The organism is Hufsiella arboris, from assembly GCF_009834875.1.
Lineage (GTDB): Bacteria > Bacteroidota > Bacteroidia > Sphingobacteriales > Sphingobacteriaceae > Hufsiella_A > Hufsiella_A arboris.
Genome location: NZ_WVHT01000014.1, coordinates 1 through 24,336 on the forward strand (window position 1 = coordinate 1; position 24,336 = coordinate 24,336).

22 protein-coding genes are annotated in these 24,336 nt (G+C 44.3%); 11 read left to right on the forward strand and 11 right to left on the reverse strand.

The features are described from left to right. Window positions 1–461 precede the first annotated feature (461 nt). The 4 genes from GS399_RS19390 to GS399_RS19405 all read left to right on the forward strand — a co-directional run bounded on the left by GS399_RS19390 (window position 462) and on the right by GS399_RS19405 (window position 5,775). Complete coding sequence (locus GS399_RS19390) at window positions 462–2,285, forward strand: FAD/NAD(P)-binding protein (RefSeq protein ID WP_237488009.1); 1,824 nt, start codon at window positions 462–464, stop codon at window positions 2,283–2,285. Between the two features lie 42 nt (window positions 2,286–2,327). Next, window positions 2,328–2,783, forward strand: a complete 456-nt coding sequence (locus GS399_RS19395) for a ferritin-like domain-containing protein (RefSeq protein ID WP_160846319.1) — start codon at window positions 2,328–2,330, stop codon at window positions 2,781–2,783. A 56-nt stretch (window positions 2,784–2,839) separates the two neighbouring features. Further along, window positions 2,840–3,436, forward strand: coding sequence for a DUF1543 domain-containing protein (locus GS399_RS19400; protein WP_202409522.1), 597 nt, complete (start codon window positions 2,840–2,842; stop codon window positions 3,434–3,436). Window positions 3,437–3,531: 95 nt separating this feature from the next. Then, entirely contained in the window at window positions 3,532–5,775 is a 2,244-nt protein-coding gene (locus GS399_RS19405) for an ATP-binding protein (protein WP_160846320.1), read from the forward strand. Window positions 5,776–5,824: 49 nt separating this feature from the next. Here the strand turns inward: GS399_RS19405 and GS399_RS19410 are convergent, their stop codons facing one another. From GS399_RS19410 to GS399_RS19430, 5 genes are all read right to left on the reverse strand, one after another. Beyond that, window positions 5,825–6,283: a flavodoxin gene (locus GS399_RS19410; RefSeq protein WP_237488010.1), complete on the reverse strand. Its 459-nt coding sequence runs from the start codon at window positions 6,281–6,283 to the stop codon at window positions 5,825–5,827. Between the two features lie 160 nt (window positions 6,284–6,443). Then, complete coding sequence (locus tag GS399_RS19415; RefSeq protein ID WP_160846321.1) at window positions 6,444–6,953, reverse strand: nuclear transport factor 2 family protein; 510 nt, start codon at window positions 6,951–6,953, stop codon at window positions 6,444–6,446. A 69-nt stretch (window positions 6,954–7,022) separates the two neighbouring features. Then, window positions 7,023–7,505 carry a nuclear transport factor 2 family protein gene (locus tag GS399_RS19420; protein WP_160846322.1) on the reverse strand — a complete coding sequence of 161 codons (483 nt, stop codon included), beginning with the start codon at window positions 7,503–7,505 and terminating at the stop codon, window positions 7,023–7,025. A 55-nt stretch (window positions 7,506–7,560) separates the two neighbouring features. Continuing rightward, window positions 7,561–8,313 (reverse strand): LytR/AlgR family response regulator transcription factor, encoded by a 753-nt coding sequence (locus GS399_RS19425; protein WP_160846323.1) that lies wholly within the window; start codon window positions 8,311–8,313, stop codon window positions 7,561–7,563. Next, the gene (locus GS399_RS19430; RefSeq protein WP_160846324.1) at window positions 8,310–9,359 is read right to left on the reverse strand and encodes a sensor histidine kinase; all 1,050 of its coding nucleotides are present in this window, start codon (window positions 9,357–9,359) and stop codon (window positions 8,310–8,312) included. The genes GS399_RS19425 and GS399_RS19430 overlap by 4 nt, the downstream gene beginning before the upstream one ends. Before the next feature lie 337 nt (window positions 9,360–9,696). Between GS399_RS19430 and GS399_RS19435 the strand changes: the two genes are divergently transcribed. Further along, the gene (locus GS399_RS19435; RefSeq protein WP_160846325.1) at window positions 9,697–12,267 is read left to right on the forward strand and encodes a TonB-dependent receptor; all 2,571 of its coding nucleotides are present in this window, start codon (window positions 9,697–9,699) and stop codon (window positions 12,265–12,267) included. Window positions 12,268–12,289: 22 nt separating this feature from the next. Here the strand turns inward: GS399_RS19435 and GS399_RS19440 are convergent, their stop codons facing one another. From GS399_RS19440 to GS399_RS19465, 6 genes are read right to left on the reverse strand one after another with little or no spacing between them, the layout of a single operon-like run. Next, the gene (locus GS399_RS19440) at window positions 12,290–12,748 is read right to left on the reverse strand and encodes a cupin domain-containing protein (protein ID WP_160846326.1); all 459 of its coding nucleotides are present in this window, start codon (window positions 12,746–12,748) and stop codon (window positions 12,290–12,292) included. Between the two features lie 29 nt (window positions 12,749–12,777). Next, the gene (locus tag GS399_RS19445; RefSeq protein ID WP_202409523.1) at window positions 12,778–13,191 is read right to left on the reverse strand and encodes a putative quinol monooxygenase; all 414 of its coding nucleotides are present in this window, start codon (window positions 13,189–13,191) and stop codon (window positions 12,778–12,780) included. An 11-nt stretch (window positions 13,192–13,202) separates the two neighbouring features. Further along, the gene (locus GS399_RS19450) at window positions 13,203–14,036 is read right to left on the reverse strand and encodes an SDR family oxidoreductase (RefSeq protein WP_160846327.1); all 834 of its coding nucleotides are present in this window, start codon (window positions 14,034–14,036) and stop codon (window positions 13,203–13,205) included. 17 nt (window positions 14,037–14,053) lie between these two features. Continuing rightward, complete coding sequence (locus GS399_RS19455; RefSeq protein WP_160846328.1) at window positions 14,054–15,037, reverse strand: aldo/keto reductase; 984 nt, start codon at window positions 15,035–15,037, stop codon at window positions 14,054–14,056. A gap of 7 nt (window positions 15,038–15,044) precedes the next feature. Continuing rightward, the gene (locus GS399_RS19460; RefSeq protein ID WP_160846329.1) at window positions 15,045–15,440 is read right to left on the reverse strand and encodes a (R)-mandelonitrile lyase; all 396 of its coding nucleotides are present in this window, start codon (window positions 15,438–15,440) and stop codon (window positions 15,045–15,047) included. A 14-nt stretch (window positions 15,441–15,454) separates the two neighbouring features. Next, the gene (locus tag GS399_RS19465) at window positions 15,455–16,306 is read right to left on the reverse strand and encodes an aldo/keto reductase (RefSeq protein ID WP_160846330.1); all 852 of its coding nucleotides are present in this window, start codon (window positions 16,304–16,306) and stop codon (window positions 15,455–15,457) included. Between the two features lie 401 nt (window positions 16,307–16,707). Here GS399_RS19465 and GS399_RS19470 point away from each other — a divergent pair, with 401 nt between their 5' ends. From GS399_RS19470 to GS399_RS19495, 6 genes are all read left to right on the forward strand, one after another. Further along, window positions 16,708–17,604: a helix-turn-helix domain-containing protein gene (locus tag GS399_RS19470; protein WP_160846331.1), complete on the forward strand. Its 897-nt coding sequence runs from the start codon at window positions 16,708–16,710 to the stop codon at window positions 17,602–17,604. Between the two features lie 25 nt (window positions 17,605–17,629). Next, a complete protein-coding gene (locus tag GS399_RS19475) occupies window positions 17,630–18,373 on the forward strand; it encodes a carboxymuconolactone decarboxylase family protein (protein WP_160846332.1) in 744 nt (247 codons plus the stop codon). 47 nt (window positions 18,374–18,420) lie between these two features. Beyond that, window positions 18,421–18,894, forward strand: a complete 474-nt coding sequence (locus GS399_RS19480; protein WP_160846333.1) for a (2Fe-2S)-binding protein — start codon at window positions 18,421–18,423, stop codon at window positions 18,892–18,894. Then, window positions 18,891–19,541, forward strand: a complete 651-nt coding sequence (locus GS399_RS19485; RefSeq protein WP_160846334.1) for a cytochrome c family protein — start codon at window positions 18,891–18,893, stop codon at window positions 19,539–19,541. The genes GS399_RS19480 and GS399_RS19485 overlap by 4 nt, the downstream gene beginning before the upstream one ends. A 32-nt stretch (window positions 19,542–19,573) precedes the next feature. Then, window positions 19,574–21,730, forward strand: a complete 2,157-nt coding sequence (locus tag GS399_RS19490) for a xanthine dehydrogenase family protein molybdopterin-binding subunit (protein ID WP_160846335.1) — start codon at window positions 19,574–19,576, stop codon at window positions 21,728–21,730. Between the two features lie 180 nt (window positions 21,731–21,910). Continuing rightward, on the forward strand, window positions 21,911–24,322 hold the full coding sequence (locus GS399_RS19495; RefSeq protein WP_160846336.1) for an ABC transporter permease: 2,412 nt from the start codon (window positions 21,911–21,913) through the stop codon (window positions 24,320–24,322). The last annotated feature ends 14 nt before the right edge of the window (window positions 24,323–24,336 follow it).

Consider the following 24,336-nt stretch of genomic DNA (forward strand, 5'->3'; position numbering starts at 1 on the left):
GTAGCATGAAGAAGCTACAGATTTTACTTTAAACAGCTTTTTACTCAAAAAAATTTAACGGCTACAAACGTGTATAAGTGATATTATATTTGCCTTTGACGTTCTTGCCAGTCAAATAGAATTTTAAATGTTCATTTTCCACTTTGTCTATAATGATCTCGTCGCTTGCCTGGTCCTGGATTTCCCTGGTTAATATAGACAGGACGATTTAATGATAAAAGTAAGTTCGCCGACCGCTTTTGAAACGGTATATTTGAACATTATCTTTTTGCTTTCTGACGGAGCTTTTACTATAAAGCTTTATTTGCCATTCAGGTTGGTGAATTCGGCATAACTCCTGTCAGGCACATCCGATCCTTTCCAGTTATTTCCAACTTACGCGAACGCGCTAAAACTCGCCGCCAGAATAAATAATAACAACTGAACTTTTTCATACTGTTTAATTAAGTGTGTTACCTAAGATGCTAAAAATCAAAAACGGTTGCATTGTGTCTTCTAAAACAAAAGTGTTAAAACTAACGACCGCGAAAAAAGTTATGGATAAACAAAAGAGAACCAAGCCCATGACGAACAATGAGGGCACGCAGAGTTTAGCTATTTTAGGAGGCGGGCCGAGCGGGCTGTTTATGTACAAAAGATTAGTCGAATCAGGCAGAACCGATTTTACCGTTGACATTTTTGAAAAAAAACAACTTTTGGGCGCAGGCATGCCATATAGCCGCGACGGGGCCTGTGACGAGCATATCACCAATGTGTCGGGAAATGAGATACCGAAGCTGGTAACTACAGTTGAGGAGTGGATCGGCAGTGAAGATCCCGGCACTCTCCATCGTTTCAGATTAGATCCGAAGGATTTCAATGAATACAAAGTACTACCGCGACTGCTTTTCGGAAGATACCTCGCCGACCAGTTCAAACAGCTGGAGAATATAGCGGCTAAGCAAGGGCTGTCAACCACAATACATTATGCCACAGAAGTCAGCGATATTATTGATCTGCCCGAAGAATCGAAAGTACGGGTGATAGATGGCGACGGAGTAAATTATGATTTTGACAAGGTAGTGGTTTGTACCGGGCATCACTGGCCTAAAAAGCTGGAGGGCACAATTTCCGGCTATTTTGACTCGCCCTATCCGCCGTCTAAGCTGGCGTTCCGGGCTAACCATCCCGTAGCTATCAAAGGCTCTTCACTTACAGCCATCGATGCCTTGCGGACTCTCGCCCGGAAAAACGGCCAATTTGTTAAAAGTGAAAATGGACAATTAAGCTATAAGCTTAATCAGGACAGTTCGGATTTTAAATTGATTATGCATTCACGCAGCGGGCTGTTGCCGGCTGTCAGATTTCACCTTGAAGATTCGCATCTCGCAAAAGACTCCGTGCTAAGTGACGAAGAAGTCGACCGTGTACGGGATCAAAACGACGGCTTCCTGCCGCTGGAACATGTTTACCGCAGGAATTTCCTGGACGGCATTCGAACTAACAGGCCCGAGTTTTACGAAAAGATCAGAGATCTGTCACTGGAAGAATTTGTAGAAGAGATGATGGAATTGCGTGAAAGAGTTCCGCCATTTCAGTTACTTAAAGGGGAATATGCAGAGGCTGAAAAATCAATTGACCGCAGGCAATCAGTTTACTGGAAAGAGATGCTGGCCGTGCTGAGTTTTGCGATGAACTACCCTGCCAAATATTTTTCTGCCGAAGACATGCAACGATTGCAAAAAACGCTGATGCCCCTGATATCCATCGTTATCGCTTTTGCACCGCAGGGTTCTGTAGTTGAAATGATGGCGCTTCACGACGCTGGTGTGCTGGATATTGTCAGCGTTGGCGAAACAAGCTTCGTGGAGCCGCAGGAAAAAGGAGGAATTATCTACCATTATAAAGATGAAGACGGCAAAGATGTTGCTGCGCGATATGAAACATTTGTAGATTGTGTCGGTCAGCCGCACCTGCAATACCGGGACCTCCCTTACAACAGCCTGCTTACAAAACATACGGTAAGTCCTGCCCGGCTGAAGTTCCGTGATCAGATAAAAGGTCAGACTGAACTGGAAAGCGGAAATAAAAACGTCGTCAAAGGTCCGGATGGATTTTACTACCTGCAGGTTCCGGGTATTACTATTAACGATTATTTCCAGGTGGTAGACGCTTACGGAGCTCTTAACGAACGCATATATATGATGGCTGTTCCATATATAGGCGGATATAACCCGGATTATTCAGGTCTCGATTTCGGCGAAGCCGCGTCTGCGCGTATAATTAAAAGACTATTGAATGAGTAATTGGCATACAACTTGCAATTATTAAGTTAAAATAACTACACTATGGAAACTACAGAAAAAACAGTTGACGTACTCAACGACCTGATTGAAATTAATAATGACCGCGCAGCAGGCTTTTCAAAAGCATTGGCAGATATTAATGATGAGAACATTGATTTGAAAGCTTTATTCCAGGAATATTCGGAGCAAAGCCGCAAATTCAGCCAGGAACTCACAGCCTTAACAGCAACCCGCGGTGGCGACGTAGAAACTGGCCACAGCGTTGCCGGAACATTACACCGCGCCTGGATCGATGTAAAATCCCTCTTCGGCGGCAGTGACCGTGAAAGCATTCTGGATGAAGCCGAAAGAGGCGAAGATGCTATCAAGAAAGCCTATCAAACTGCGCTTACTGAAGGCAATCTTACCGGAGAAGCCTTATCAACCGTCAGTGCTCAATCACAAGATATCAACCAGGCTCACGACGCTATCAAAGCATTGCGTGACACCGCAAAGTAAAAACACTACTGAGTTTAAAAGCTGCCTTGAAGGCAGCTTTTTTTGTTTATGCTCACATGGCAGCATTACCCCTAAAACTATATATGCTTCTTCTTGGCTCGAAAGCTCCGGGCCGCAATGTGGAGCAACATGACTTTTACTTCGGCATTGCCAGGGAGCTTCATGAACTGGTGCCCGATATCAAAACTTTCTGGCCGGAAGCCGGAAACAGCATCCACCTGGATGGCTGGCGCGAAGTGCACACTGTAAACGGCTACCGGGTAACCGTTGTTTCTAAACAGGAAGCAGCAGCCACGGGACCTAAACTATTCTTCATTAATCTCGGAGGTTACCGGGGCGGAATTCTTGAAGAGCAGCATTACACGGTACTAACTGTGAATGAAGATCGTGCTGACGCAGTACAAGCAGCGAAACAAACGATTTTTTACAGGCAACAATCGATTAAAGGAATGAAAGGAGCCAATGCGCATATCGACGAAAAATATGGAATTGATGTGGATGACATCTACCGGATCGAAGATATTTTACCTGCCGAACAAAAGAATCAGTACCATATCCATTTGTTACCGCAATCAAATTTACCCGAGGATACTATCCACCTGGGTTATCTTACGCTGGATAAGTTGTCTAAAGTTCGATCTTCACTGATGTAATATTAAAAGCTGGCACGATTTTGCATTGTTGAATGAACCAGGAAATTAACCAATCCGATAGCTGCACTTTTGCACCTAATATTTAATTTGGCTATATGTTTAAATACGACCTTAGCAACTGTGACCAGGAGCCTATCCACATACCCGGAAAAATACAAAGTCACGGCTTTTTAGTAGCGGTAAACGAAGATCTGGCAATCTCCTTTTGCAGCGAAAATGTCTTTACTTTTTTAGGTGTTAACGGCGCTTCGCTTCTTAATCAGCCTATTGAAGCCCTGGAAGCTTACTTGTCGCGCGAAAAAGCCGGTAGAGGGTACCTGCGTCAGTACATTTTGCTAAATGATGACGCGGAACTGTTTAAGCGAATGAATACGCAGGTATTTATAGGAAGCATATCGTTTAACCTGATAATAAACAGCGCCACCCCTTATTACCTGCTCGAATTTGAACCTGAGGCATCAAACCTCCAGGTAGATCTTCAACAGCAGGTGGGGCGTTCCCTATCCGAAATGCTGGCCGATAAACAACTTGACACACTACTTAAAAACGCTGCTGAACAAATACGCCGGATCATTCAGTATGACCGGGTCATGGTATATAAATTTCACGAGGATGGACACGGCGAAGTAGTTGCTGAGGCCCGTGATGAAAATTTGGAGAGCTGGATGGGTTTACACTATCCGGCCTCCGATATTCCGAAACAGGCCCGGGAACTTTACAAACAAAATCTTGTTCGCCTGATCGCGGACGTGTACTCAGAGCCGTCATCCATTCTTATAACAGCGGCAGGCAAAAACAGCACATCTTTAGACCTCACCTGCAGTACACTGCGGGCGGTATCACCTGTTCATATTCAGTACCTGAAAAACATGGGTGTGGCATCCAGCTTTAGTGTTTCAATCATGGATCAGGGTGCCCTCTGGGGGCTGATCGCCTGCCATAATTATTCGCCAAGATTTATCAATTTCCGGCAGCGGGAATCGGCCAAACTGATCGGGCAGGTCCTTTCTTCAGCCATTAGTTTTCGGCAGCAGGAAGAGCATCAGCAAAAGTCGGCACGGGCTCGCTCGACAGTTGAAACGATCACCCGCCAGCTTCTAAGAAATGTCCGCGTCCAGGAAGCGCTCATTAACGATGATGTTACCATGCAATCTGCGATTGAAAGTACAGGCGCCGCACTATATTTTGAAAACGAATTGCACACTACCGGTAATGTTCCGGAAAAATCTTTCATCGAAGATCTCATCACCTGGTTGGACGAAACGTCCTCGGAGGAAGTCTACCAAACATCAGGCTTATCTGCCGATTTACCAGAAGCGATTCGCTATAAGGATATAGCAAGTGGAATTTTAGCTTGCAAACTGTCGCAGGGATTAAAAGAATACATGATCTGGTTCCGGCCAGAGCTTATTACCACAGTTACCTGGGCTGGCAACCCGGAAAAACCTGTCGAAATCGACGAGCATGGACTAACCCACATTTCGCCTCGACATTCTTTTGATGCATGGTCGCAGGAAGTTAAAAATGCTTCCCTCGCCTGGACGGAATATGACATCGATGCAGCATTGTTATTAAGAGATGAAGTAAATTACTCTATCAGCCGCAGGGCTACGGAACTTCGCATATTGAATGAAAAACTCCGGGAAGCATACGCCGAGCTGGATACGTTCAGTTATACCATCTCCCATGACCTGAAGCATCCTCTTACGACAATAAAAAGCTATTCTCAGCTGATACACCGTGAGGCGGAGGCTGACTCCAAAATCCGGCAAATGGCTGGCCGCATCCAGGACGGCGCTGTAAAAATGCAGGTAATGATTGAAGAGGTGTTGCAATATTCTAAAATTGGCCAAAGCAAAACGGCAATCAAAGCAATAGATATGCGAAAGTTACTGGAGGATCTTCGTAATGACCTCCTGGTCGCTTCTGATAATCCAAAGCTGACAATAAATATTGGGAATACACCAGAACTGCATGGCGATGAAACCATGATCTCGCAGGTTTTTTCCAATTTGCTTGGCAACGCGGTTAAATATTCCTCGAAAACGGATCATCCCGCCGTTATCATTGGTGGAGAAGTTATGGACGAAAATACCATCAGTTATTCCGTTTCAGACAACGGCATTGGAATAGCTCCCTTGGAGCAAGAAAGGATATTTGATCTGTTTTCCAGGGCAAAGGAAGTAAATGAATTTGAAGGAACAGGCGTTGGCCTCGCTATTGTAAAACGCATCCTGGATAAACATTATGGGAAAATCCGGGTGGAAAGTCAGCCCGGGCAGGGATCTGTGTTTCATGTAATGTTCCGGAGGTATGACGCGGCCGAATTAACACCCTAACCATCATGCGAAGAAGGCAAAGAAATTACCCTGCCAGCACGAGCGAGGTTTATTTCAACAACTTTATTTTCTTTAACCACTTCGCTATTTCGGCCCGCGCCTGTTTTTCTTTTTCGCCCTTTATTACAAAATAGATCCCGTCTCTTTCTACTCCGCCTTTGGTTGAAAATCCCTCTGATATTTTGCTGTTCGGGCATAACTCTTTTACCGTTTGAAAAGTGCTGCCTATTCCGTAACCGGCATTGGTGTTAAACGGCACGACTGTTTTGCCGCTTAGATCATATTGTTTTAAGAAGCTTTTCATTGGCGGCGGCAGCTGCATGCCCCAGGTAGGAAATCCCACGAATATCACGTCATATTGCCCAATATTGTCAATTTTTGTTTTGAGGGGTGGTAAAAAGCCTGATGCGTTTTCGTTTACTACCTGGTCGACTATCGCCCGGTAATTTTCGGGATAAGGATTTACGAGCTCCAATGCCACCAGCGTTCTGTTGTATAATTTGAGCAATAGCTTTTGTGTTATTTGTTCGCGACAAGTACACGATCAGTGTTTTTTTTGGTGAAATAGTTTGTCCATTTAAGCATGCCGATGTTACACAAAAGCTAATCAGGCAGCAGTAAAAGATTGCTTTTTTCATTTTGATATAGTTGCCTTTGCGTGATTAGTGTCAATGCTGTTGTTGCCGGTTATGATTATTGCCGCTCATCTTAACGGCCCTTAACAACGTTGAAAACGTGAGTGAGCCCATCTTCCATTTGCCGTTTTCTTTAAGATATACTTCGGTTACCATAAAACCATGGGTGACCTCGTTTCCACCGACTACCGCCAGCAAGTCAATGTCATTTAACAGGATGGCCGTGTTGCCAAAGATATTTACCGATGCGCCATAAACTTCCGCTTTCTTATACCAGATGCCGCCGCTTTTAATAACGTCAAGCTCCTGGGACTTTCCCCAGCTTCCGCCCATGTGGACAAATACACATTTCTCATCAAACAATCCGTTTAGCGCCTCCGTGTTTTTGTCTGACATCCATTGCCATTTGGTTTTGGAAAGATCAAGTATTTCCTGTTCTTCTTTTGTTGTGCTGATTGCTGCCGAACCCGGTAATTTGGCCTGGGCATGTAATAATTGTACGTAAACTATGCACAGGAACATTCCGATAATTGCTTTTTTCATGGTTTTAGTTTTAAATTATAGTTGGTTTTAGTTTATTTTAATTATGGTCCTTATTGATTTCCTCAATTTCTATTTTTTTATCTGATGTGTATCCCGCACGCTGCTGAATGTAAGTGCAAGCAATTTCCAGGCGTTATTTTGTTTTTGATATACCTCGGTTACCGTAAATTCAGTTACTGCGTCACTACCCCGTACCTCGGCTGTCAGCGTAATCCGGCTCCAAACGATGGCCGTTTGTCCTGATATTTCTACCGCTACATCATGAATGTTAGCATTTTTATACCAAATTTTCCCGGTTTTAATAATATCAAGCTCCTCATCCTTTTTCCAGGTACCGCTCATGTGGACAAATTTTGATTTATTGTCGAAGAGTGGTTCAAGTTTGTCCACATTTTTATCAGCCATCCATTGCCATTTACTATTGGAAAGATCAAGTATTTCCTGTTCTTCTTTTGTTGCGCTGGTTGCTGTCGAACCGGGTAACTTGGCCTGGGCACTTGCTGATTCCACACCTGTGATCACCATGAACACTGCAATAATGGTTGCTTTCATAATTTTAAGTTTATCAATTGATTTAGTTTCTTATTAGATCGAGTGTCGAAAACTTTCACTGCCACTCTTTCAAAAACTCAGTAAAAGCGTCTTTAAATTGTTCCGTCACTGGTATGGTTGTCTCACCGATTTGTACGGTATTTTTAGTTACTGATTTAACAGCATCCCGGGAAACGATATAGGACCTGTGAATACGAAGGAAACCAGCAGGAGAAAGCTTTTCCTCCAGGTTTTTCAAACTGGTCAAAGTAAGCAGGGGCTTCTCCTGGTTTTTTAGAAAAAGCTTTACATAGTCTTTTAGCCCTTCGATATAAAGGATGTCCTCGGTGCTGATCTTGACGAGCTGGTAATCGACTTTTAAATAGATATAACTTCTTTCAGCCCGACGCCGGCTGGGCGCGATATCTCCGCTCGTATTACTGCTATTTAATAGTTGAAAATAATCATAAGCTTTTCCTGCCGACTTAGTAAAATCAACAAAACTGAATGGCTTCAACAGGTAGTCCAGCGCATCCACTTTGAAACCTTCCAATGCGTACTGGTCATAAGCGGTTGTAAAAATGATCCTCAGGGACTTTTTTCTTTCTGATTGCTCAATAATTTTAGCAAGTTCTACGCCGCTAAGGTCGGCCATGCGAATGTCCAGGAAAATTAACTGGATATCTTTTTGCTCGTGGATGGCTTTCAGTGCATCAATGGCGTTTGTATAAGTAGCCTTCAGGTTGAGGAATGAAGTTTGTTCAATATATGACCGAACCAGGTTGAGTGCAACAGGTTCATCGTCGACCGCTATACAGTTGATTCTCATTTTAGAAGCAGTGTTAAGATTACTGTATAATCATTGATACCTGGCTCCCTGTATACCTCAAGTGTATATTTGCCCGGATATAATAAGTCGAGCCGGCGCCTTGTATTCATCACACCGATCCCGTTGCTTTCTTCCAGATATCTTGATTTCTCTTCAAAAAGTGAATTTTTCACCTCAAGCTTCAATTGGTTGGCCGACTGACTTATATCAATATAAATGTAGCTCGGGTGTACTGAACTGACGCCATGCTTAAACGCGTTCTCGATAAACGGAAGAAATAACATCGGGGCTATTTCGTAATTTTGCATGCCTTCTTGTTTCTCATAGATAATCTGAACATTTTCAGTCAGGCGCAATCGCATCAGGTTTATATAATCTTCAATAAACTTAAATTCCTTTTCAAGGTCTGTCAGGTCATTTTTAGTTTCATATATCACATACCGCATCATATGCGACAAGGTGTAAATGGCATCTTTCGACGCCGCGGGATTTGTATCGGCAAGCGCATAAATGGTGTGCAGAATATTAAAAAAGAAATGAGGGTTAATCTGTGCTTTCAATAATGACAGTTCGGTGTTAACCCTGTCGCGTTCCGTTGCTTGAAAAGCAATTTGATCCAGCTCTATTTTTCTAGAAATAGCTACAATTGAACTTATTCCGAGCATTACCAAAGCAGACAAAAGCGTCCATAGATTGTCAAAACCGTGATTATCCGACTCTTTCTTATTAAAAGTCCTCATAACAGCTCTTTTGGAACCGGTAAGGTCGTCCAGCCAATGATTTAAATAAACAACCAGTACGAGGATGGCGATAAGAATAACCAGGAATGACAGAACTTTATTTTTGTACAAAAGCTTTGGAGCCAGAACCAGTAGGTTCAAATAAAATAAACCTCCCCATAAAACGTGAATAAGTACCTGTTTAACCCAAAATTCGTTTGGAAGACTTATAGGCCAGGTCAGGGGAAACAACATAAGTGCTATCAGCCCGGCCACAATGTAAAAGTGAATCGAGAAGAAACTTCTTTTTAAAGCAGAAAGAATCATGTGGTTGCTTTTAGTAAAAATAGCATTAAAAAGTGTGCTTCGTTTTCAGGCGAAACACACCTAAATTACTCCAATATAATTCACCTAGCCCTTCCTACAGGGATATTGCAAATCAATTGCTTATTTTAATATAAAAAGCACCTAATAGACGGTTATGGAAATAAAATCGATGGAATGGCATATTTCGTCTACGACACCGTTTTAACCGGATAATAAAAGATGAACAACTTTCACCATCGATTTTAATACAAGTTTGGTCTATTCTTTTTGCCAAACGATCTATTACGGAAAAATGATTTATTGAATTTGTTTTGCTTTGATCCAAATCATAGGCAAAATGAAACAGCTTCAGGGTAAATTTTATTCACTATTCACGTCGGTTAATTCGCTGACGAGCATTGCTATCATCTTTTTAATGTTATTTAGCGCGTCCGTTAAGGGGCAAAACCCTGCAAGTGTTTCGCAGCCTGGTGCAGAACAAGGCAATGGAAGCATAACAGGTGTTGTCGTTGATTCGCTTACCAACAAACCGTTGGATTATGCCTCGGTCAGTCTCTTTAAAACGGGTAATGCGAAGCCATTGAGCGGTAGTTTGACTGACGCGAAGGGAGCATTCAGAATTGCCGGTTTGCAGCCCGGTGAATACCGCCTGCAGATTGCATTTCTAGGTTATTTAAGTAAAAATATAGATAAGATATCCTTAACACCATCAAGGATAACCGTAAACATTGGGCAGGTAATCGTGGCGCCAAGCGCAAAAATGCTGAATGCAGTGCAGGTGACAGGGCAAAAAGACCTTATTGAAAACCGGATCGATAAACTCGTCTTTAATGCCGAAAAAGATGTCACCAGCACGGGCGGAAACGTAAGCGACATACTGAGAAAAGTGCCGATGGTATCGGTTGACATGGATGGCAATGTGGCATTGCGTGGAAATCAGAATGTACGTATACTCATTAATGGCAAACCCTCAGGCGCACTGGTGACAAATGCAGCAGATGTTTTGAAATCGATGCCGGCAGACCAGATCAAGAACGTCGAAGTGATCACGGCGCCATCTGCGAAATATGATGCGGAAGGGTCGGCGGGTATTATTAATATCATTACCAAAAAGAAAAATGTGGCCGGCTTCAGCGGCTCAGTTACAGGCAGTGTGGGTACCAGGCAAAGCAACCAGAGCGCTAATTTCAATCTCAACAAAAACAAACTTAGCGTTTCGGCTAATTTCGGATATAACGCAGGATGGCCACAGACAACCTACAACTCTTTCAGCAGTCAGAACACCGACTTAGGAACGATATCCTCCTCGAATGGTGAAAACACGTCGAACCGGCACTTCACCAACGGCTCCGCGTCGCTGGGTTTTGATTTCAACGACAACAACAGTATATCTTCCTCGTTCAGCACCCGGGGCGGCGCGTTTAAAAACAGCGGCAGCGCTACAAGCAGCAACATTTCTGGCCAGGAGGATGAGGTTAATTACACCGCCATTACAAGCAATGAATTTAAGATGTCCAATTTTGACTGGAATAATGATTTTACCCACAAATTTAAAAAGCAGGGGGAAGAAATCAGTATTGCCGGACAATGGACGCACGGCGTAACTGATGTGAATTACCTTTCGGAATACTCGGCATTTGCGCAAAACCAGCGCGCTGCCAACGATGGTACCAATAACGAATATACCATACAAGCTGATTACGTATTGCCCATTAACAAGACTTTTAAGCTTGAAACCGGGGCTAAGTCTATTTTAAGAAGGATAAAAAGCGAGTACGATTATTTTAACCCGGATGCTACCGGCGCTTATGTGTTCAATAGCGCAACATCAAACACATACGATTATGACCAGGATGTTTATTCCGGCTATGGCCTGTTGACAACCACGTTGAAGAAGGGATACACCATTCAGTTTGGCGCAAGGCTCGAAAACACGAGGATAAGTGGTAACTCAGGTAATGTAAATGCCGGCCTCTCACCTTTCGAGAATAATTACACCAATTTTATACCGAGCTTTGTTGTTTCCAAAGCTCTTACACCCACCCAGACCCTGAAACTGAGTTACAGCAAACGCATTCAGCGCCCAAGCCTTCAATATCTGAACCCATTTCTTAACACCAGCAACCCGCTTAATCAATCACAAGGCAACCCGGAACTCGCGCCTGAAATAACGCAGACCGTCGAGCTTAACTATTCTACCTTTATTAAAGCCATGACCATTAATGCATCGGTCTATTACCGGAGAACGGACGATATCATTGAAAGTTACGTAACAACTGTCCCGTATACGACGATTGATAATGCAGGCAATACGGTAACCCGCGACGTTTCTTTAACCAATTTTCTTAACGTCGGAAATAATAATTCGATCGGCACGAGCTTATTTGGTTCTTTACAATTATTCAAAGTACTGACCATGCGCGGAAACATCAACGCGTATACCTATAAACCGCAGGTTATAAGCAGCCTTCAAACCGGCAACCAGTCAACATATATTCAGTACAACGCATTTATCAGCAGCACGGTAAAGCTTAGTAAAACCGTTAATGCGGAAACTTTTCTTATTCAGAACTCGCCCAGAAGAACATTCCAGGGAACCAATCCATCGTTTAATCTATTTGTCGTAGGTGCGAAAATGGACGTCATGAAAAAGAAGGGGTCCATTGGTTTAAACATGACCCAGCCGTTTCAAGACTACAAAAATTTCAACTCCAGTATAAACAGCGGGGCTCTTACTCAGCATAACAGCTTTTCTGTGCCATTCAGATCGTTTGGGGCAAGCTTTACATATAACTTTGGTAAATCCACCCTTGGCCCTCAAATGCCAAGAAAGAAACGTGGCGTTAGCAACGACGATCTTAAACAAGGCGACGGCAATGGAGGCCAGGGCGGACAAAACGGAAATTAATCAGTTAATTTCCGCCAACAGATTATTTCACACTGTTATACTCCGCGTCGGTTACCCTTTGCAGCCATACGGTTTTATTGATTGCGCCTTTAGTGCTCGCAGCAATATAAGTAAACGTGCTTTTAGGTGAAGCGCCATGCCAGTGTGTTACGCCGGGAAGACATTTAATAACATCGCCTTTATGAACTACCTGGATCGGTTTGCCTTTTTCCTGGTAATAACCAGTACCTTCTGTAATCATCAGGATCTGCCCGGCCGGATGGATATGCCAGTCTAATTTGGCACCCGGCGCAAAGGTGGCGGTGGCAATTCCGACATCGATCACACTGTCGGCCTTGTTTAATTCGGTAAGCCAAACATCCCCTGTGTGGTTGTCGGTTTTAGACAGTTCGCCTTTCGGAAAAATAGCGGTGCTTTGCGCCGCGGCGCTCGCCGACACTAGTACTCCTGATAAGATTAACGCATACAATACTTTCTTCATGATTCGTGGTTTTTATAAATATTAAGTCTCTATCGAGGTATAGCATCCGGCTTTATGCCGGCGAATATCAGGTCGACATCAAGCAGCTGCAGCGACTTTACCATACCCTTCGTTACTTCTTTATATTTTTTGAAATGAGCCGTTTGACGGTGGGCCTCATAAGCCGCGCTATCTGCATATATCTCCATCACAGTTACCTGGTTAGGCTTCAGTTTGTCTGCAACAGAATAAAGCATCAATACACCGGGCTCTGTCCGTAACGAAGTTTCGCCTACTTCTTTTACTGCAGCTTTGTATTTGTCCACCTGTCCAGGATCAATCTCTATAAGGGCCATCCTGACCATTTGTTTCTTATTTTGAGCGATAGCGTTACTCATTGTCATGATTAAAAGAATGGTTACCGCAACTTTTACGGATGCCCGGATACTGTTTATCTTTCTCATTTGATACTTTGTTATTGCTTATCCGGTGCCAATTCACCATACCAATAAGCTGCTGTAACCCCACCGTCCATCAGAATATCACTGCCGGTTATAAATGCACCGTCCTGCCCCATCAGCAAAGCGCCAACGTTTCCAACTTCATCGGGTGTGCCGGCTCTTCCTGCGGCAGACAGACTGATCATCCGACGATAGCCTTCGCCACGCGGCCCCGACAGCTCATCCTTCGCCAGCGGTGTAATAATAATTCCGGGGCTTATAGCATTGATACGAGCCCCGCGTTTGCCCCATCTTACCGCCTCAGCCATAACACGCAGTGAATTCCCTCTTTTTGACAACTGATAGGCGTGCAGTGAATCTTTCACCCGGTCCGGCCGGAGAAAATCGAGAGAAAGCAGTTCATCGGCAGGTGTAACAGCAAGCGCCTTGTCCTGCTCCGGCGTTAAGGCCGGCAGGCGGTGGCCCGATTGCGAAGCAATAACGACTCCCGACCCACCCCTGGCTATTACTTCGCCAAACTCTTCAAGTACAAGTGCGTTACCATACATATCCACCTGAAGTATAGTGGAAGGCGATGCCTGCGACGGCGATACGCCCGCGGCTTGAATGAGCCCTGTAATGCTTCCAATAGCCGCAGCAGCTTCGACCAGCTCGTGAACAGACTTGCGGGAAGATATATCCACCGCTGCGGTGCTTACTTCAAAGCCAGCTTCGCTCAAAACCTTTGCGGCAGCTTCGGCGTTTTCCTTTACCAGGTCGGCAAGCAGAACGTGTTTACCGGTGCTTACCCTCCGTGCGATTGCCTGGCCAATAGAGCCCGCACCGATTACTACTATCACCTGTTTCATTATAGATGCCTTAATTATTAACGATTGATCATTTTACGCGCCTGCTCCGAATAACGCTGACCCTGTATCTCGATGTTTGACAGTGCCGCGTTGATTTGATCGAGATCAACGCCGTTAAGACTAATTGACACCGATCCAAGATTTTCTTCCAGGCGGTGCAATTTGGTTGTACCCGGAATAGGCACTATCCATGGCTTCTGAGCAAGCAGCCAGGCCAGCGCGATTTGCGCGGGACTCGCACTTTTTTCGGCAGCAATATTTGTCAGCAGATCAACCAAAGCCTGGTTTACTTTCCGGTTCTCTTCCGAAAAACGCGGCACCGTATTGCGGAAATCAGTTTGATCAAACGTGGTATTTTCGTTGATCTTACCAGTCAGGAAACCCTTTCCAAGCGGACTGAAAGGCACAAGGCCAATTCCCAATTCTTCCAGTGTTGGAATGATCTCATTCTCGGGCTCACGCCACCAAAGCGAGTATTCACTCTGCAACGCTGTAACAGGTTGAACAGCATGTGCTTTACGAATAGATTGTACACCCGCTTCTGACAGGCCAAAGTGTTTTACCTTTCCTTCGCTTATCAGATCCTTAACTGTTCCCGCTACATCTTCCATCGGAACGTTCGGATCTACACGATGCTGATAAAACAGATCAATAACATCTGTTCTCAAACGTTTTAATGCGGCCTCTGCAACTGCCCGGATATTTTCCGGGCGGCTATCAACACCTAAAGCAGTTTTCCCTTCTTTAAAACCGAATTTAGTCGCGATCACGACCTTGTCACGGTATGGCGCCAGTGCTTCGCCAAGCAGTTCCTCGTTGGTAAACGGGCCGTATGCTTCGGCCGAATCAAAAAAGGTTACTCCGCGTTCAACAGCCGCATGAAGCAGTTTGACTGCATCTTTAGTATCTGTAGCTGGACCATAACCAAAGCTCAGTCCCATACAACCCATTCCTAAAGCAGATACTTCCAGTCCGCTTTTTCCCAATACTCTCTTTTCCATGTTCTTTTTAATTATTGTATTCCTCTTCAGTAACCTGCTCCATCCATTCCACGGGAGAGCCATTCTCTTTTTCCTGGACAGCAATATGGCTCATAGCAGTAGCAGCAGTTGCGCCATGCCAATGTTTTTCATTCGGTTCAAAGTAAACCACATCGCCCGGAAAAATATTTTCTTTGGTATCACCCTCACGTTGTACCCAGCCTGCCCCGGTGGTAACTATTATCGTTTGACCAAACGGGTGAGTATGCCAGGCAGTTCGAGCGCCAGGTTCAAACGTAACCAGCGCCATAGACACACGGGCTGGCGCAGGCGGTTCATTTAATGGGTCAATACGTACAGCGCCAGTAAAATATTCGGCAGGTCCTTTCCCTGATGGCCTGGATCCTATTCGTTGGATTTTCATAGATTGTTAGCTAGTTAATTATTCAATTTCCTTTCTCCCAGCCATTTTACCATCGCCGGATCGCGGTGATCAAAGAAGCTGCTTGTGTTAGTGTCCAAACTTTTGATTGCTGCCATGTCTTCGGAACTTAGCTTAAAATCGAAAACATTAAAATTCTCTTCCATTCGTTCTTTACGGACAGATTTGGGAATAGCAACCACGCCTCTTTGCGTCAGCCAGCGAAGAATTACCTGGGCAATGGATTTGCCGTGCTTATCGGCAATGTTCTTTAACAACTCATTTTTGAAAATGTCATTTTTACCTTCAGCAAAAGGGCCCCAGGATTCGATCTGCACGTTGTTCTCTTTCATGAAAGCATGCGCGTCATGCTGCTGATGAAACGGATGGGTTTCCACCTGGTTAACGGCCGGAACAATTTCATTATGAATAATCAAATCTATTAGCCTGTCCGGTTGAAAGTTGCTGACTCCGACCGCCCTGACTTTTCCTTCTTTGTACAGTTCTTCCATGGCTCGCCATTCATTGTACACATCGCCAAAGGGTTGATGGATCAGGTACAGATCAAGGTAATCCAATTGCAGTTTTTTTAATGAGTTTTCAAATGCCTTTCTGGCACCTTCGTACCCGTTTGATTGTATCCAAAGCTTAGTAGTGATAAACAATTCGTCTCTGGCTACGCCGCTGGACTTGATCGCTTTACCAACGGCTTCTTCGTTCATGTATGATTGTGCCGTATCGATCAGCCTGTAACCGGTTTCTAAAGCATCTGCCACACTTCTTTCACATTCGGCAAGATCTGTAACTTGAAAAACGCCGAATCCAAGAACGGGCATTTCTATGCCATTATTTAATTTTATTTTTTCCATAGCTTCAAGAACTTAAACAATTTAAACGGGTACTCTCTTAATTCTGTTTTCGCCTCTAAGTCGCCTCAGAGTTCTTTTGATTTTGCTCCTTTACGGTGTTAGCGTAGATTCCCCGATGTAATGGCTTTTTCGATCACGTCCAATCTCGCTTTTTTGGGATCAGGTTCGCCGATTAACGAAGCATCAGCTCAAACTCGAGATTACTAAGTTCTTTTAGCAGGTATTTCAACAAGTTGCGCAATGACTGCTGTTTACATCATGATCACTTCACAAAAGTCTTACCTTTTATCTGCCTGAATATGATACAGATTACGGATGTTTATACCATTATTACTGATCGGGTTACGCCCGGTAGTCATCGATCGAATATTGTCGTATTTTTGATTTAAACAGAAGATGATATGGATATAATGCGGCGTTTCAATACGATTAGTGATTATAATGCTTTCAACAATAACGAGACTAAGCACCCATTGATCAGTGTGGTCGATCTGTCAAAGGCCAACCCGCGACAAGGCTCCCGGATGTATTTTGGCTTTTACACTATTTTTCTGAAAGATGTAAAATGCGGCGACCTGGTATATGGAAGGGATACCTACGATTACCAGGAAGGAACCCTCGTTTTTCTTGCACCAGGACAAGTAGCCGGTATAAACAGCAATGGAGAAACTTACCAGCCAAAAGGCTACGCGCTGGTGTTTCATGCCGACCTCATACATGGCACTTCCCTTGGCCGCCGTATCCAGGAGTACACTTTTTTTGGCTATCAGTCGAACGAAGCACTTCATTTATCCGAGCGTGAAAGAAAAATTGTTTTGGATTGCTTTTCGAAGATCGAATATGAGCTCGATCGTTCCGTTGATAAACACAGCAAAAAATTGATTGCTGCCAACATTGAATTGCTTCTGGATTATTGCGTACGCTTTTACGAACGGCAGTTTATTACCCGCGACCATGTAAACCAGGGTATCCTCGAACGGTTTGAGAACCTGTTGAATAATTATTTCAGTTCTGAAAAGCCTCAAACCATCGGACTGCCTACCGTTGCCTTTTGTGCCGATCAGCTCAATTTATCTTCTAATTATTTTGGCGATCTTGTAAAAAAAGAAACCGGCAAAACAGCCCAGGAATACATTCAAGCTAAATTGATCGACACAGCTAAGGAAAAGATCTTTGATGCGAATAAGACGGTTAACCAGGTTGCTTACGAGCTGGGTTTCAAATATCCGCAGCATTTTGCCCGTTTGTTTAAGAAACGCGTTGGCCAAACACCCCAGGAATACCGCAGTTTAAACTAGCATTGAAAACTACCTGAGTAACCGGATGAAAAACTTAGCTTACCTGATATTACCTTGCTGTATATTTTTTTTAAGCGGTGTGCATAAGACAAGCGCTCAGCCATCAACGACTTATGCCCGGGATTTGAGCAGTAAGCATAAAAGCATCGTCGATATTAGTTCGCTTGCCGCCAGGGGAAATCTAACAAAACTTAATCCGGCTGTCCATAATGGATTGAACGCCGGCCTGACAGTTAACGAGATCAAAGAGCTGATGGTTCATCTGTCGGCATATTGCGGTTTTCCACGAAGTTTGAATGCCATCAATACGTTTATAGCAGTATCAAACGAGAGAAAAGCAAAGGGGATCACTGATCCAATTGGCGCACAGCCCACCGCAATGAGCACTACGGCAAATAAGTATGAAACAGGGAAGAAGAACCTGGAGATGCTAACCGGCCGTGCGGAAAGCGGAACTAAAACCGGCTATGGAGCTTTCGTTCCGGCCATCGATACTTTGTTGAAGGAACACCTTTTTGCCGACATATTCGGCAGAGGGGTATTGACGAACCTGGAACGTGAGCTTATAACCGTCTCTGCCTTATCAAGTCTTGGCGGAGTGGAGTCACAGCTGCAGGGACACTTATCGATCAGTATGCGTTTAGGCTGGACTGAAAAGCAGCTCGGCCAGATGCTGAACATCGTCGAATCTAATATTGGAACAGAAGAAGCAAATGCAGCAAGAACGGTCTTAACCGGAGTTGTGGCATCAGGAACAAAGCCAGATTAATCTGGCTATTGTCGATATTTTACGTTGACTAATTAAACGGCTATCATATGATAAATTTGAATGTCAATCAGAAAACTTACCAGATTGATGCAGATCTGAATATGCCATTGCTATGGGCAATACGGGATATCATCGGCTTAACCGGTACAAAATACGGCTGCGGTGTTGCGCAATGCGGAGCCTGCGTTGTTCATTTGAATGGCGAAGCTGTGCGTTCATGCGTGACGAAATTAAGTCGTGCTGCAGGACAAAAGATCGTAACGATTGAAGGGTTGTCTGAGAACAACAATCACCCGGCTCAGCTCGCCTGGAACGAAGAAAATGTACCGCAATGCGGTTATTGCCATTCCGGGCAGATCATGTCGGCAGCGGTGTTATTACGTGAAAATCCCAATCCCTCCGACGCGGATATTGATAGTGCAATGGCGGGTAACATCTGCCGTTGCGGAACCTACCTGCGCATCCGCAAGGCAATTCACCTTGCAGCGGAATTGCAAAGAAAGGAGGCGGCAGGAAAATGACACGGCAAACAAAAAGCAAGAGATACCTGCACTCAGTGAAGGCTTTCGCGGTTATAGGTGTGCTGCTGTCTGTGATCGGCGTGATGGCTTTTGCGCTGGATAATGGCAAAGAAAAAACAGTTGAGTCAGAATCATCACTGCCTGCTTTCAAAAAAGACAGCATTACATCCGTTAAAGCATTTAAGCAGGTATACACCGTTTTAATAAGTCCGCGTTGTATGAATTGCCACCCTTCAGGAAATATTCCGTTGCAGGGCGACGACAGCCATCTGCACGAAATGTCGCCTCAAAGAGGTACAGACGGAAAGGGCGTTTACGCCATGAAATGCTCGAACTGTCATCAGCCTACTAATACTCCCGGACTGCATACTCCGCCGGGCAACCCGAACTGGCATTTGCCTCCAGCTGATATGAAAATGGTATTTCAAGGCCGGACACCAAGCCAACTGGCCAAACAGTTAATAGATCCGAAGCAAAATGGCCATAAGGACATGAAGAAACTGATTGAACATGCGGATGACGGCCTTGTATTAGCAGGCTGGAACCCTGGAGAAGGAAGAACACTGCCACCAATGAGCCATGCTGAATTTAAAAAGGCCTGGATCACCTGGTTGACAACCGGTGCCTATGCACCGAAAGGAAAGTAATAAGAATAACAAAACACTTAACTCACCTACTCATGAGTACAAGTAATATTTCGAGAAGACATTTTTTAAGGGCTGCGGGACTCACCGGTACGGCCCTTTTTGTCGGCCTGTACTTTCCGTCAAACGGCGAGGAAGCTAAATTGGCAACTGCATCTGCAGCGGAAACATCCGATATCGAATTAAATGCCTGGGTGCATATTGATACAAACGGCAAGGTTACCATCTTTAGCCACCGGGCAGAAATGGGCCAGGGCGCCTTCCAGAGTGTTCCGCAAATCGTCGCTGAAGAACTTGAAGTAAATCTGAAAGATATTACTATTCGCTTCGCGCAAGGCGACCGGGAAAAATACGGTAACCAGGTAACCGGTGGCAGTTCGACAATCCGCGGTTCCTATAAAAACCTTCTTAAACTGGGTGCGTCGGCACGTGAGATGCTGATCATGGCAGCTGCCACAAAATGGCAGGTATCTGTAGCTGACTGTTATGCCGAATCGGGACATGTTATCCACCGCCCTTCCGGAAAGAAATTTCACTATGGTGAGCTGGTGGAAGCTGCGTCGAAGCTCGAGGCGCCAAAGGATATCGTGTTAAAGAAGCGATCAGATTATAAACTGATTGGTAAGCCATTAAGCCGGCAGGACAGCCCGTTAAAAACAAACGGTACAGCCGTATTCGGGTTGGATAAAAAATTGCCTGGTATGCTGTATGCCGTGGTTGAACGGAATCCGCGCCTTCGGGGTAAGCTGGTTAGCTTCGATGCAAGTGCTGCGCTTAAAGTGGCCGGCGTGAAGAAAGTTTTCAAGGTTCAAACCGGGGTTTTCCAAACCTTCAGAGATGGTGTCGCCGTTGTGGCCGACAGCACCTGGGCAGCAATACAGGGACGAAAAGCGTTGAAAATAGAATGGGACGACAGTGGTTTTGAGCACATGAGTACCGCTGAGATCTACAGGCGGCAAAATGACTTATTGAAAAACCAGGAAGGGTTATCCGCAAAAAAACAAGGCGATCCGGATGAAATACTGGCTTTGGCTGCCCAAAAACTTGACGTTGTTTATGAAACGCCTTACCAGTCGCACAGCGCGATGGAGCCACTCAATTGCGTTGCACACTACCAGGAAGATAAAATAGAAATATGGGGACCAATACAAGCGCCCGAGTGGGTACAGGATTATATCTGCGGACAGTTTAAGCTACCTAAGGAAAAGGTCGTGGTCAATATGACATTTTTAGGCGGTGGTTTTGGCAGGAAAGCATTTATGGATTATCCCCATGAGGCCTGCCTGATTTCAAAAGAAATAAATGCGCCAGTACAGGTCGTTTGGACGAGGGAAGACGATATGACACAGGGCCCCTACCGTGCGGGCATTTCTTACCGGTGCCAGGGTGCGCTCACAAATGGCCAGCTCAGTGCATTGAAGTTTAAAATGGCCGGACAAAACATCGGGCATTGGATGGGTGCACCTAAAGATCAGCCTAACCGCAGCACGACAGAAGGTTTTCTGGCGCCCTATTATGAAAGTATAAAGAATGTCAGCTTTTCGGATATCCCTTTCGAGATACCGATTCCAAATGTCTGGTGGCGTTCAGTTTACGCGTCAACCAACGGTTTTGCGTACGAAAGCCTGATCAACGAGATGGCCCACCTGGCAAAAAAAGATCCGCTTGAGTTTAGAAGAGATTACTTGAAAGATGAGCGATCCAGGAAGCTGATCGATAAAATGGAGGAGCTTTCCGGCTGGAAAGAAAAAAAGAACGGAGAAGGCTTCGGGTTGGCGATTACAGAATGTTTTGCTACAACAGTGGGCCAGGTTGTTAAGGTTTCGCGTAAAGCGGACGGAAAGATCAAGATAGATAAAGTTTGGGCAGTGGTCGATTGCGGCTGGTATGTAAATCCTGATATTATTCATGCCCAGGTTGAAGGGTCTGTTTTAATGGCATATGCAGCGGCAACTATTCATCAAATCACCTTTAAAGATGGGTTGGTAGAACAAAAAAACTTCTATAACTATTTAATGCCAAGGATCAGCGACATGCCGAAAGTTGAAGTGCATGTGATGGAAAACGATGAAAATGCGGGCGGCGTCGGCGAACCGGGACTTCCGCCATTTACGCCGGCGCTCACCGAAGCTATTTTTGACCTCACAGGAAAACGCATCAGGAAGCTGCCATTTGATATGGATAACGTATAAACGCAATATGTTAATGAGCGGCGAAGTAATCCTAACAATCAGATTATCGTCCAGGTGTTGTCACTGAACGCCAGTCTGCTGACAAGCAGGGAGTCGAAGTGCAGACTTAAACCAAGCCATTTCAAACTTTTTAACTATTCCTTTAAAGTGTTTTACGTATACTAGTACAAAGCAAGCCAGATGATAAAAAACTACTTAAAAATAGCCGGGCGTAATCTTTGGAATCATAAGTTTTACACTTTTATTAACATGTTCGGGCTGGCTTTGAGCATTAGCTGCAGCATAATTCTATTCAAGTTTATAACCTATCATCTAAGTTTTGACAACTACCATCACGATTCTAAACAGATTTACAGGGTTGTACACAGATTGACATTCGATGATGGCATCCCACTGTATGATCAGGGAGCACCGCTGGCGCTGGCAAAGAATATTGCAGCTAAAAACCCAAAAGTAGTGGATGTAGGCGTGTTGCTTAGAATGCACGATATCAATGTTATAATTCCTCAAAATGATGTCGCCGGGAAAAAAATGTTTGCCGAGCATGAAAACATCGCCATTACCGACGGTCACTTTTTCAATCTTTTCGATTATCAATGGGAACAAGGAAACAAAAACACCTCCCTTTCGGAACCCAACACCGTAGTTTTAAGTCATGGTTTAGCGGAAAAATATTTCGGGAGCCAGGATGTTATCGGGAAAACCATTAAGGTTGATAACAAAAACATCTTTAGAGTGACAGGGGTAGTAAAAAACCATCCAGCCAATACTGATATCAATTCGGATATATTCCTGTCATTATCAACGCTAAAATCTATTTACCCCGAAGTTGCAGATGCCATGCAAGACGATTGGGGTTTTATCAATTCCACCAATTCTGTTTACGTTGCTTTGCGCGAAGGCGTTAACCCGCAGATTATCGAGAGCGATATCGCTAACATGAACAGGAAAGCACAGGGAGCGATGGCAAAACCCTACCATTTTATGATGCTTCCCTTAAGCGAGATGCATTTCGACAGCCGCTTTGCGGGTGTTATCCAGCGATCGTTATTAATTACGCTGGGCGTCATTGGCTTATTACTTGTAATTATCGCCTGTGTCAATTTTGTCAATCTGGCTACTGCGCAAAGTTTAAAAAGGGCAAAAGAAATAGGTACACGAAAGGTTTTAGGTAGCTCACCGCTGGCTATTTTTATACAATTTATTTCTGAAACAGCCTATATCGTGTTCCTTGCTACGCTATTCTCTTTTATAATAGTGTCGATCATTGTACCGGTTTTAAATAACTGGTTACAAACTCAGTTTACTCTTAACATTTTAAATGATTACCGGCTTCTGATCTTCATTGGAATGGCTCTGCCAATTATCATATTGGCCGCCGGATCGTACCCGGCACTTCTTTTAAGCAGCGTCAACCCTCTCAATGCTTTGAAGAACCAGCTAAACAACGAATTGCAGACTGCGGGCTTTACCCGGAAAGGACTGATTATCGTACAAAATGTAATAGCGCAGGTACTCATCATCAGCACTATATTAATAACCATGCAGGTTCGGTATCTCAAAACCACTGATCTCGGTTATAATAAAAATTCGGTGCTATTATTTCCACTGCCAGATAACGATAAAGGCAAAACCGATTTCCTGCGCAATCAACTTTTGTCAGACCCTGCTATAAAAGATATTTCCTATTGTTACCGGGCGCCATCTTCAACAGCGGATAAAGGCGGTTCTATTAAATTCGATACCCGCGATTGGGAAAAGTTTGTTGGCCGTACCATAATGGGCGATGCCAGTTATGTTAAAACTTTCGGTATACAGTTAATTGCCGGCCGCAATATTGCGGAGAGTGACACCGCCCGCGAGTATCTTGTCAATGAATCGCTTGTAAAAAACTTAGGTATTAAAGATCCGCAGCAAGTTATCGGCAGGCAGTTTACCGCAGGCGACCTGTCAAACAATCCCGGCATCATTGTGGGGGTGGTAAAAGATTTTCATGCCAAATCATTGTATACGGGAATTGAGCCTGAGTATATCACAACCTATAGAAAGGGTTACCAGTACGCCGGCGTAAAGATCAAACCAGGAAATCCATCCGCGGTTATTGACCATATTAAAAAGGAATGGCAATCGGTTTACCCGGATAATGTATTTGAATACCATTTTCTTGATCAGCAGATAGCCGATTTTTATCATAGGGAAGATTTGCTGAATAAACTCATTACGGTAAGCGCTGTCATCGCTATTTTTATAAGCTGCCTCGGCTTGCTGGGCGTGATCTCGTTATTAACTTTACAGCGTACCAAAGAAATAGGTATCCGGAAAGTTCTTGGTGCATCGGTGGCAAATATAACAGGGTTACTTTCTGCCGAATTCCTGAAACTGGTACTTATGGCTGTCATTGTAGCCTCTCCTATAGCGTGGTTAGTCATGAGTAAATACCTGCAAAATTTTGCCTATCATATTGCTATTCCATGGTGGGTATTTGCTTTTGCAGGTTTTTTAGCCTTGCTTATAGCATTTGTCACAGTCAGTTTTCAATCGATAAAAGCGGCATTAGCTAACCCGGTTAATAGCCTGAGAGCTGGGGAGTAAATAGTGTTAAATCT

What these genes read in the sequence shown, in the direction of transcription:
- GS399_RS19390 (WP_237488009.1), top strand. Translation starts at nt 462, where the DNA reads ATGCTAAAAATCAAAAACGGTTGCATTGTGTCTTCTAAAACAAAAGTG.
- GS399_RS19395 (WP_160846319.1), top strand. Translation starts at nt 2,328, where the DNA reads ATGGAAACTACAGAAAAAACAGTTGACGTACTCAACGACCTGATTGAA.
- GS399_RS19400 (WP_202409522.1), top strand. Translation starts at nt 2,840, where the DNA reads ATGGCAGCATTACCCCTAAAACTATATATGCTTCTTCTTGGCTCGAAA.
- GS399_RS19405 (WP_160846320.1), top strand. Translation starts at nt 3,532, where the DNA reads ATGTTTAAATACGACCTTAGCAACTGTGACCAGGAGCCTATCCACATA.
- GS399_RS19415 (WP_160846321.1), bottom strand. Translation starts at nt 6,953, where the DNA reads ATGAAAAAAGCAATTATCGGAATGTTCCTGTGCATAGTTTACGTACAA.
- GS399_RS19420 (WP_160846322.1), bottom strand. Translation starts at nt 7,505, where the DNA reads ATGAAAGCAACCATTATTGCAGTGTTCATGGTGATCACAGGTGTGGAA.
- GS399_RS19425 (WP_160846323.1), bottom strand. Translation starts at nt 8,313, where the DNA reads ATGAGAATCAACTGTATAGCGGTCGACGATGAACCTGTTGCACTCAAC.
- GS399_RS19430 (WP_160846324.1), bottom strand. Translation starts at nt 9,359, where the DNA reads ATGATTCTTTCTGCTTTAAAAAGAAGTTTCTTCTCGATTCACTTTTAC.
- GS399_RS19435 (WP_160846325.1), top strand. Translation starts at nt 9,697, where the DNA reads ATGAAACAGCTTCAGGGTAAATTTTATTCACTATTCACGTCGGTTAAT.
- GS399_RS19440 (WP_160846326.1), bottom strand. Translation starts at nt 12,748, where the DNA reads ATGAAGAAAGTATTGTATGCGTTAATCTTATCAGGAGTACTAGTGTCG.
- GS399_RS19445 (WP_202409523.1), bottom strand. Translation starts at nt 13,191, where the DNA reads ATGAGAAAGATAAACAGTATCCGGGCATCCGTAAAAGTTGCGGTAACC.
- GS399_RS19450 (WP_160846327.1), bottom strand. Translation starts at nt 14,036, where the DNA reads ATGAAACAGGTGATAGTAGTAATCGGTGCGGGCTCTATTGGCCAGGCA.
- GS399_RS19455 (WP_160846328.1), bottom strand. Translation starts at nt 15,037, where the DNA reads ATGGAAAAGAGAGTATTGGGAAAAAGCGGACTGGAAGTATCTGCTTTA.
- GS399_RS19460 (WP_160846329.1), bottom strand. Translation starts at nt 15,440, where the DNA reads ATGAAAATCCAACGAATAGGATCCAGGCCATCAGGGAAAGGACCTGCC.
- GS399_RS19465 (WP_160846330.1), bottom strand. Translation starts at nt 16,306, where the DNA reads ATGGAAAAAATAAAATTAAATAATGGCATAGAAATGCCCGTTCTTGGA.
- GS399_RS19470 (WP_160846331.1), top strand. Translation starts at nt 16,708, where the DNA reads ATGGATATAATGCGGCGTTTCAATACGATTAGTGATTATAATGCTTTC.
- GS399_RS19475 (WP_160846332.1), top strand. Translation starts at nt 17,630, where the DNA reads ATGAAAAACTTAGCTTACCTGATATTACCTTGCTGTATATTTTTTTTA.
- GS399_RS19480 (WP_160846333.1), top strand. Translation starts at nt 18,421, where the DNA reads ATGATAAATTTGAATGTCAATCAGAAAACTTACCAGATTGATGCAGAT.
- GS399_RS19485 (WP_160846334.1), top strand. Translation starts at nt 18,891, where the DNA reads ATGACACGGCAAACAAAAAGCAAGAGATACCTGCACTCAGTGAAGGCT.
- GS399_RS19490 (WP_160846335.1), top strand. Translation starts at nt 19,574, where the DNA reads ATGAGTACAAGTAATATTTCGAGAAGACATTTTTTAAGGGCTGCGGGA.
- GS399_RS19495 (WP_160846336.1), top strand. Translation starts at nt 21,911, where the DNA reads ATGATAAAAAACTACTTAAAAATAGCCGGGCGTAATCTTTGGAATCAT.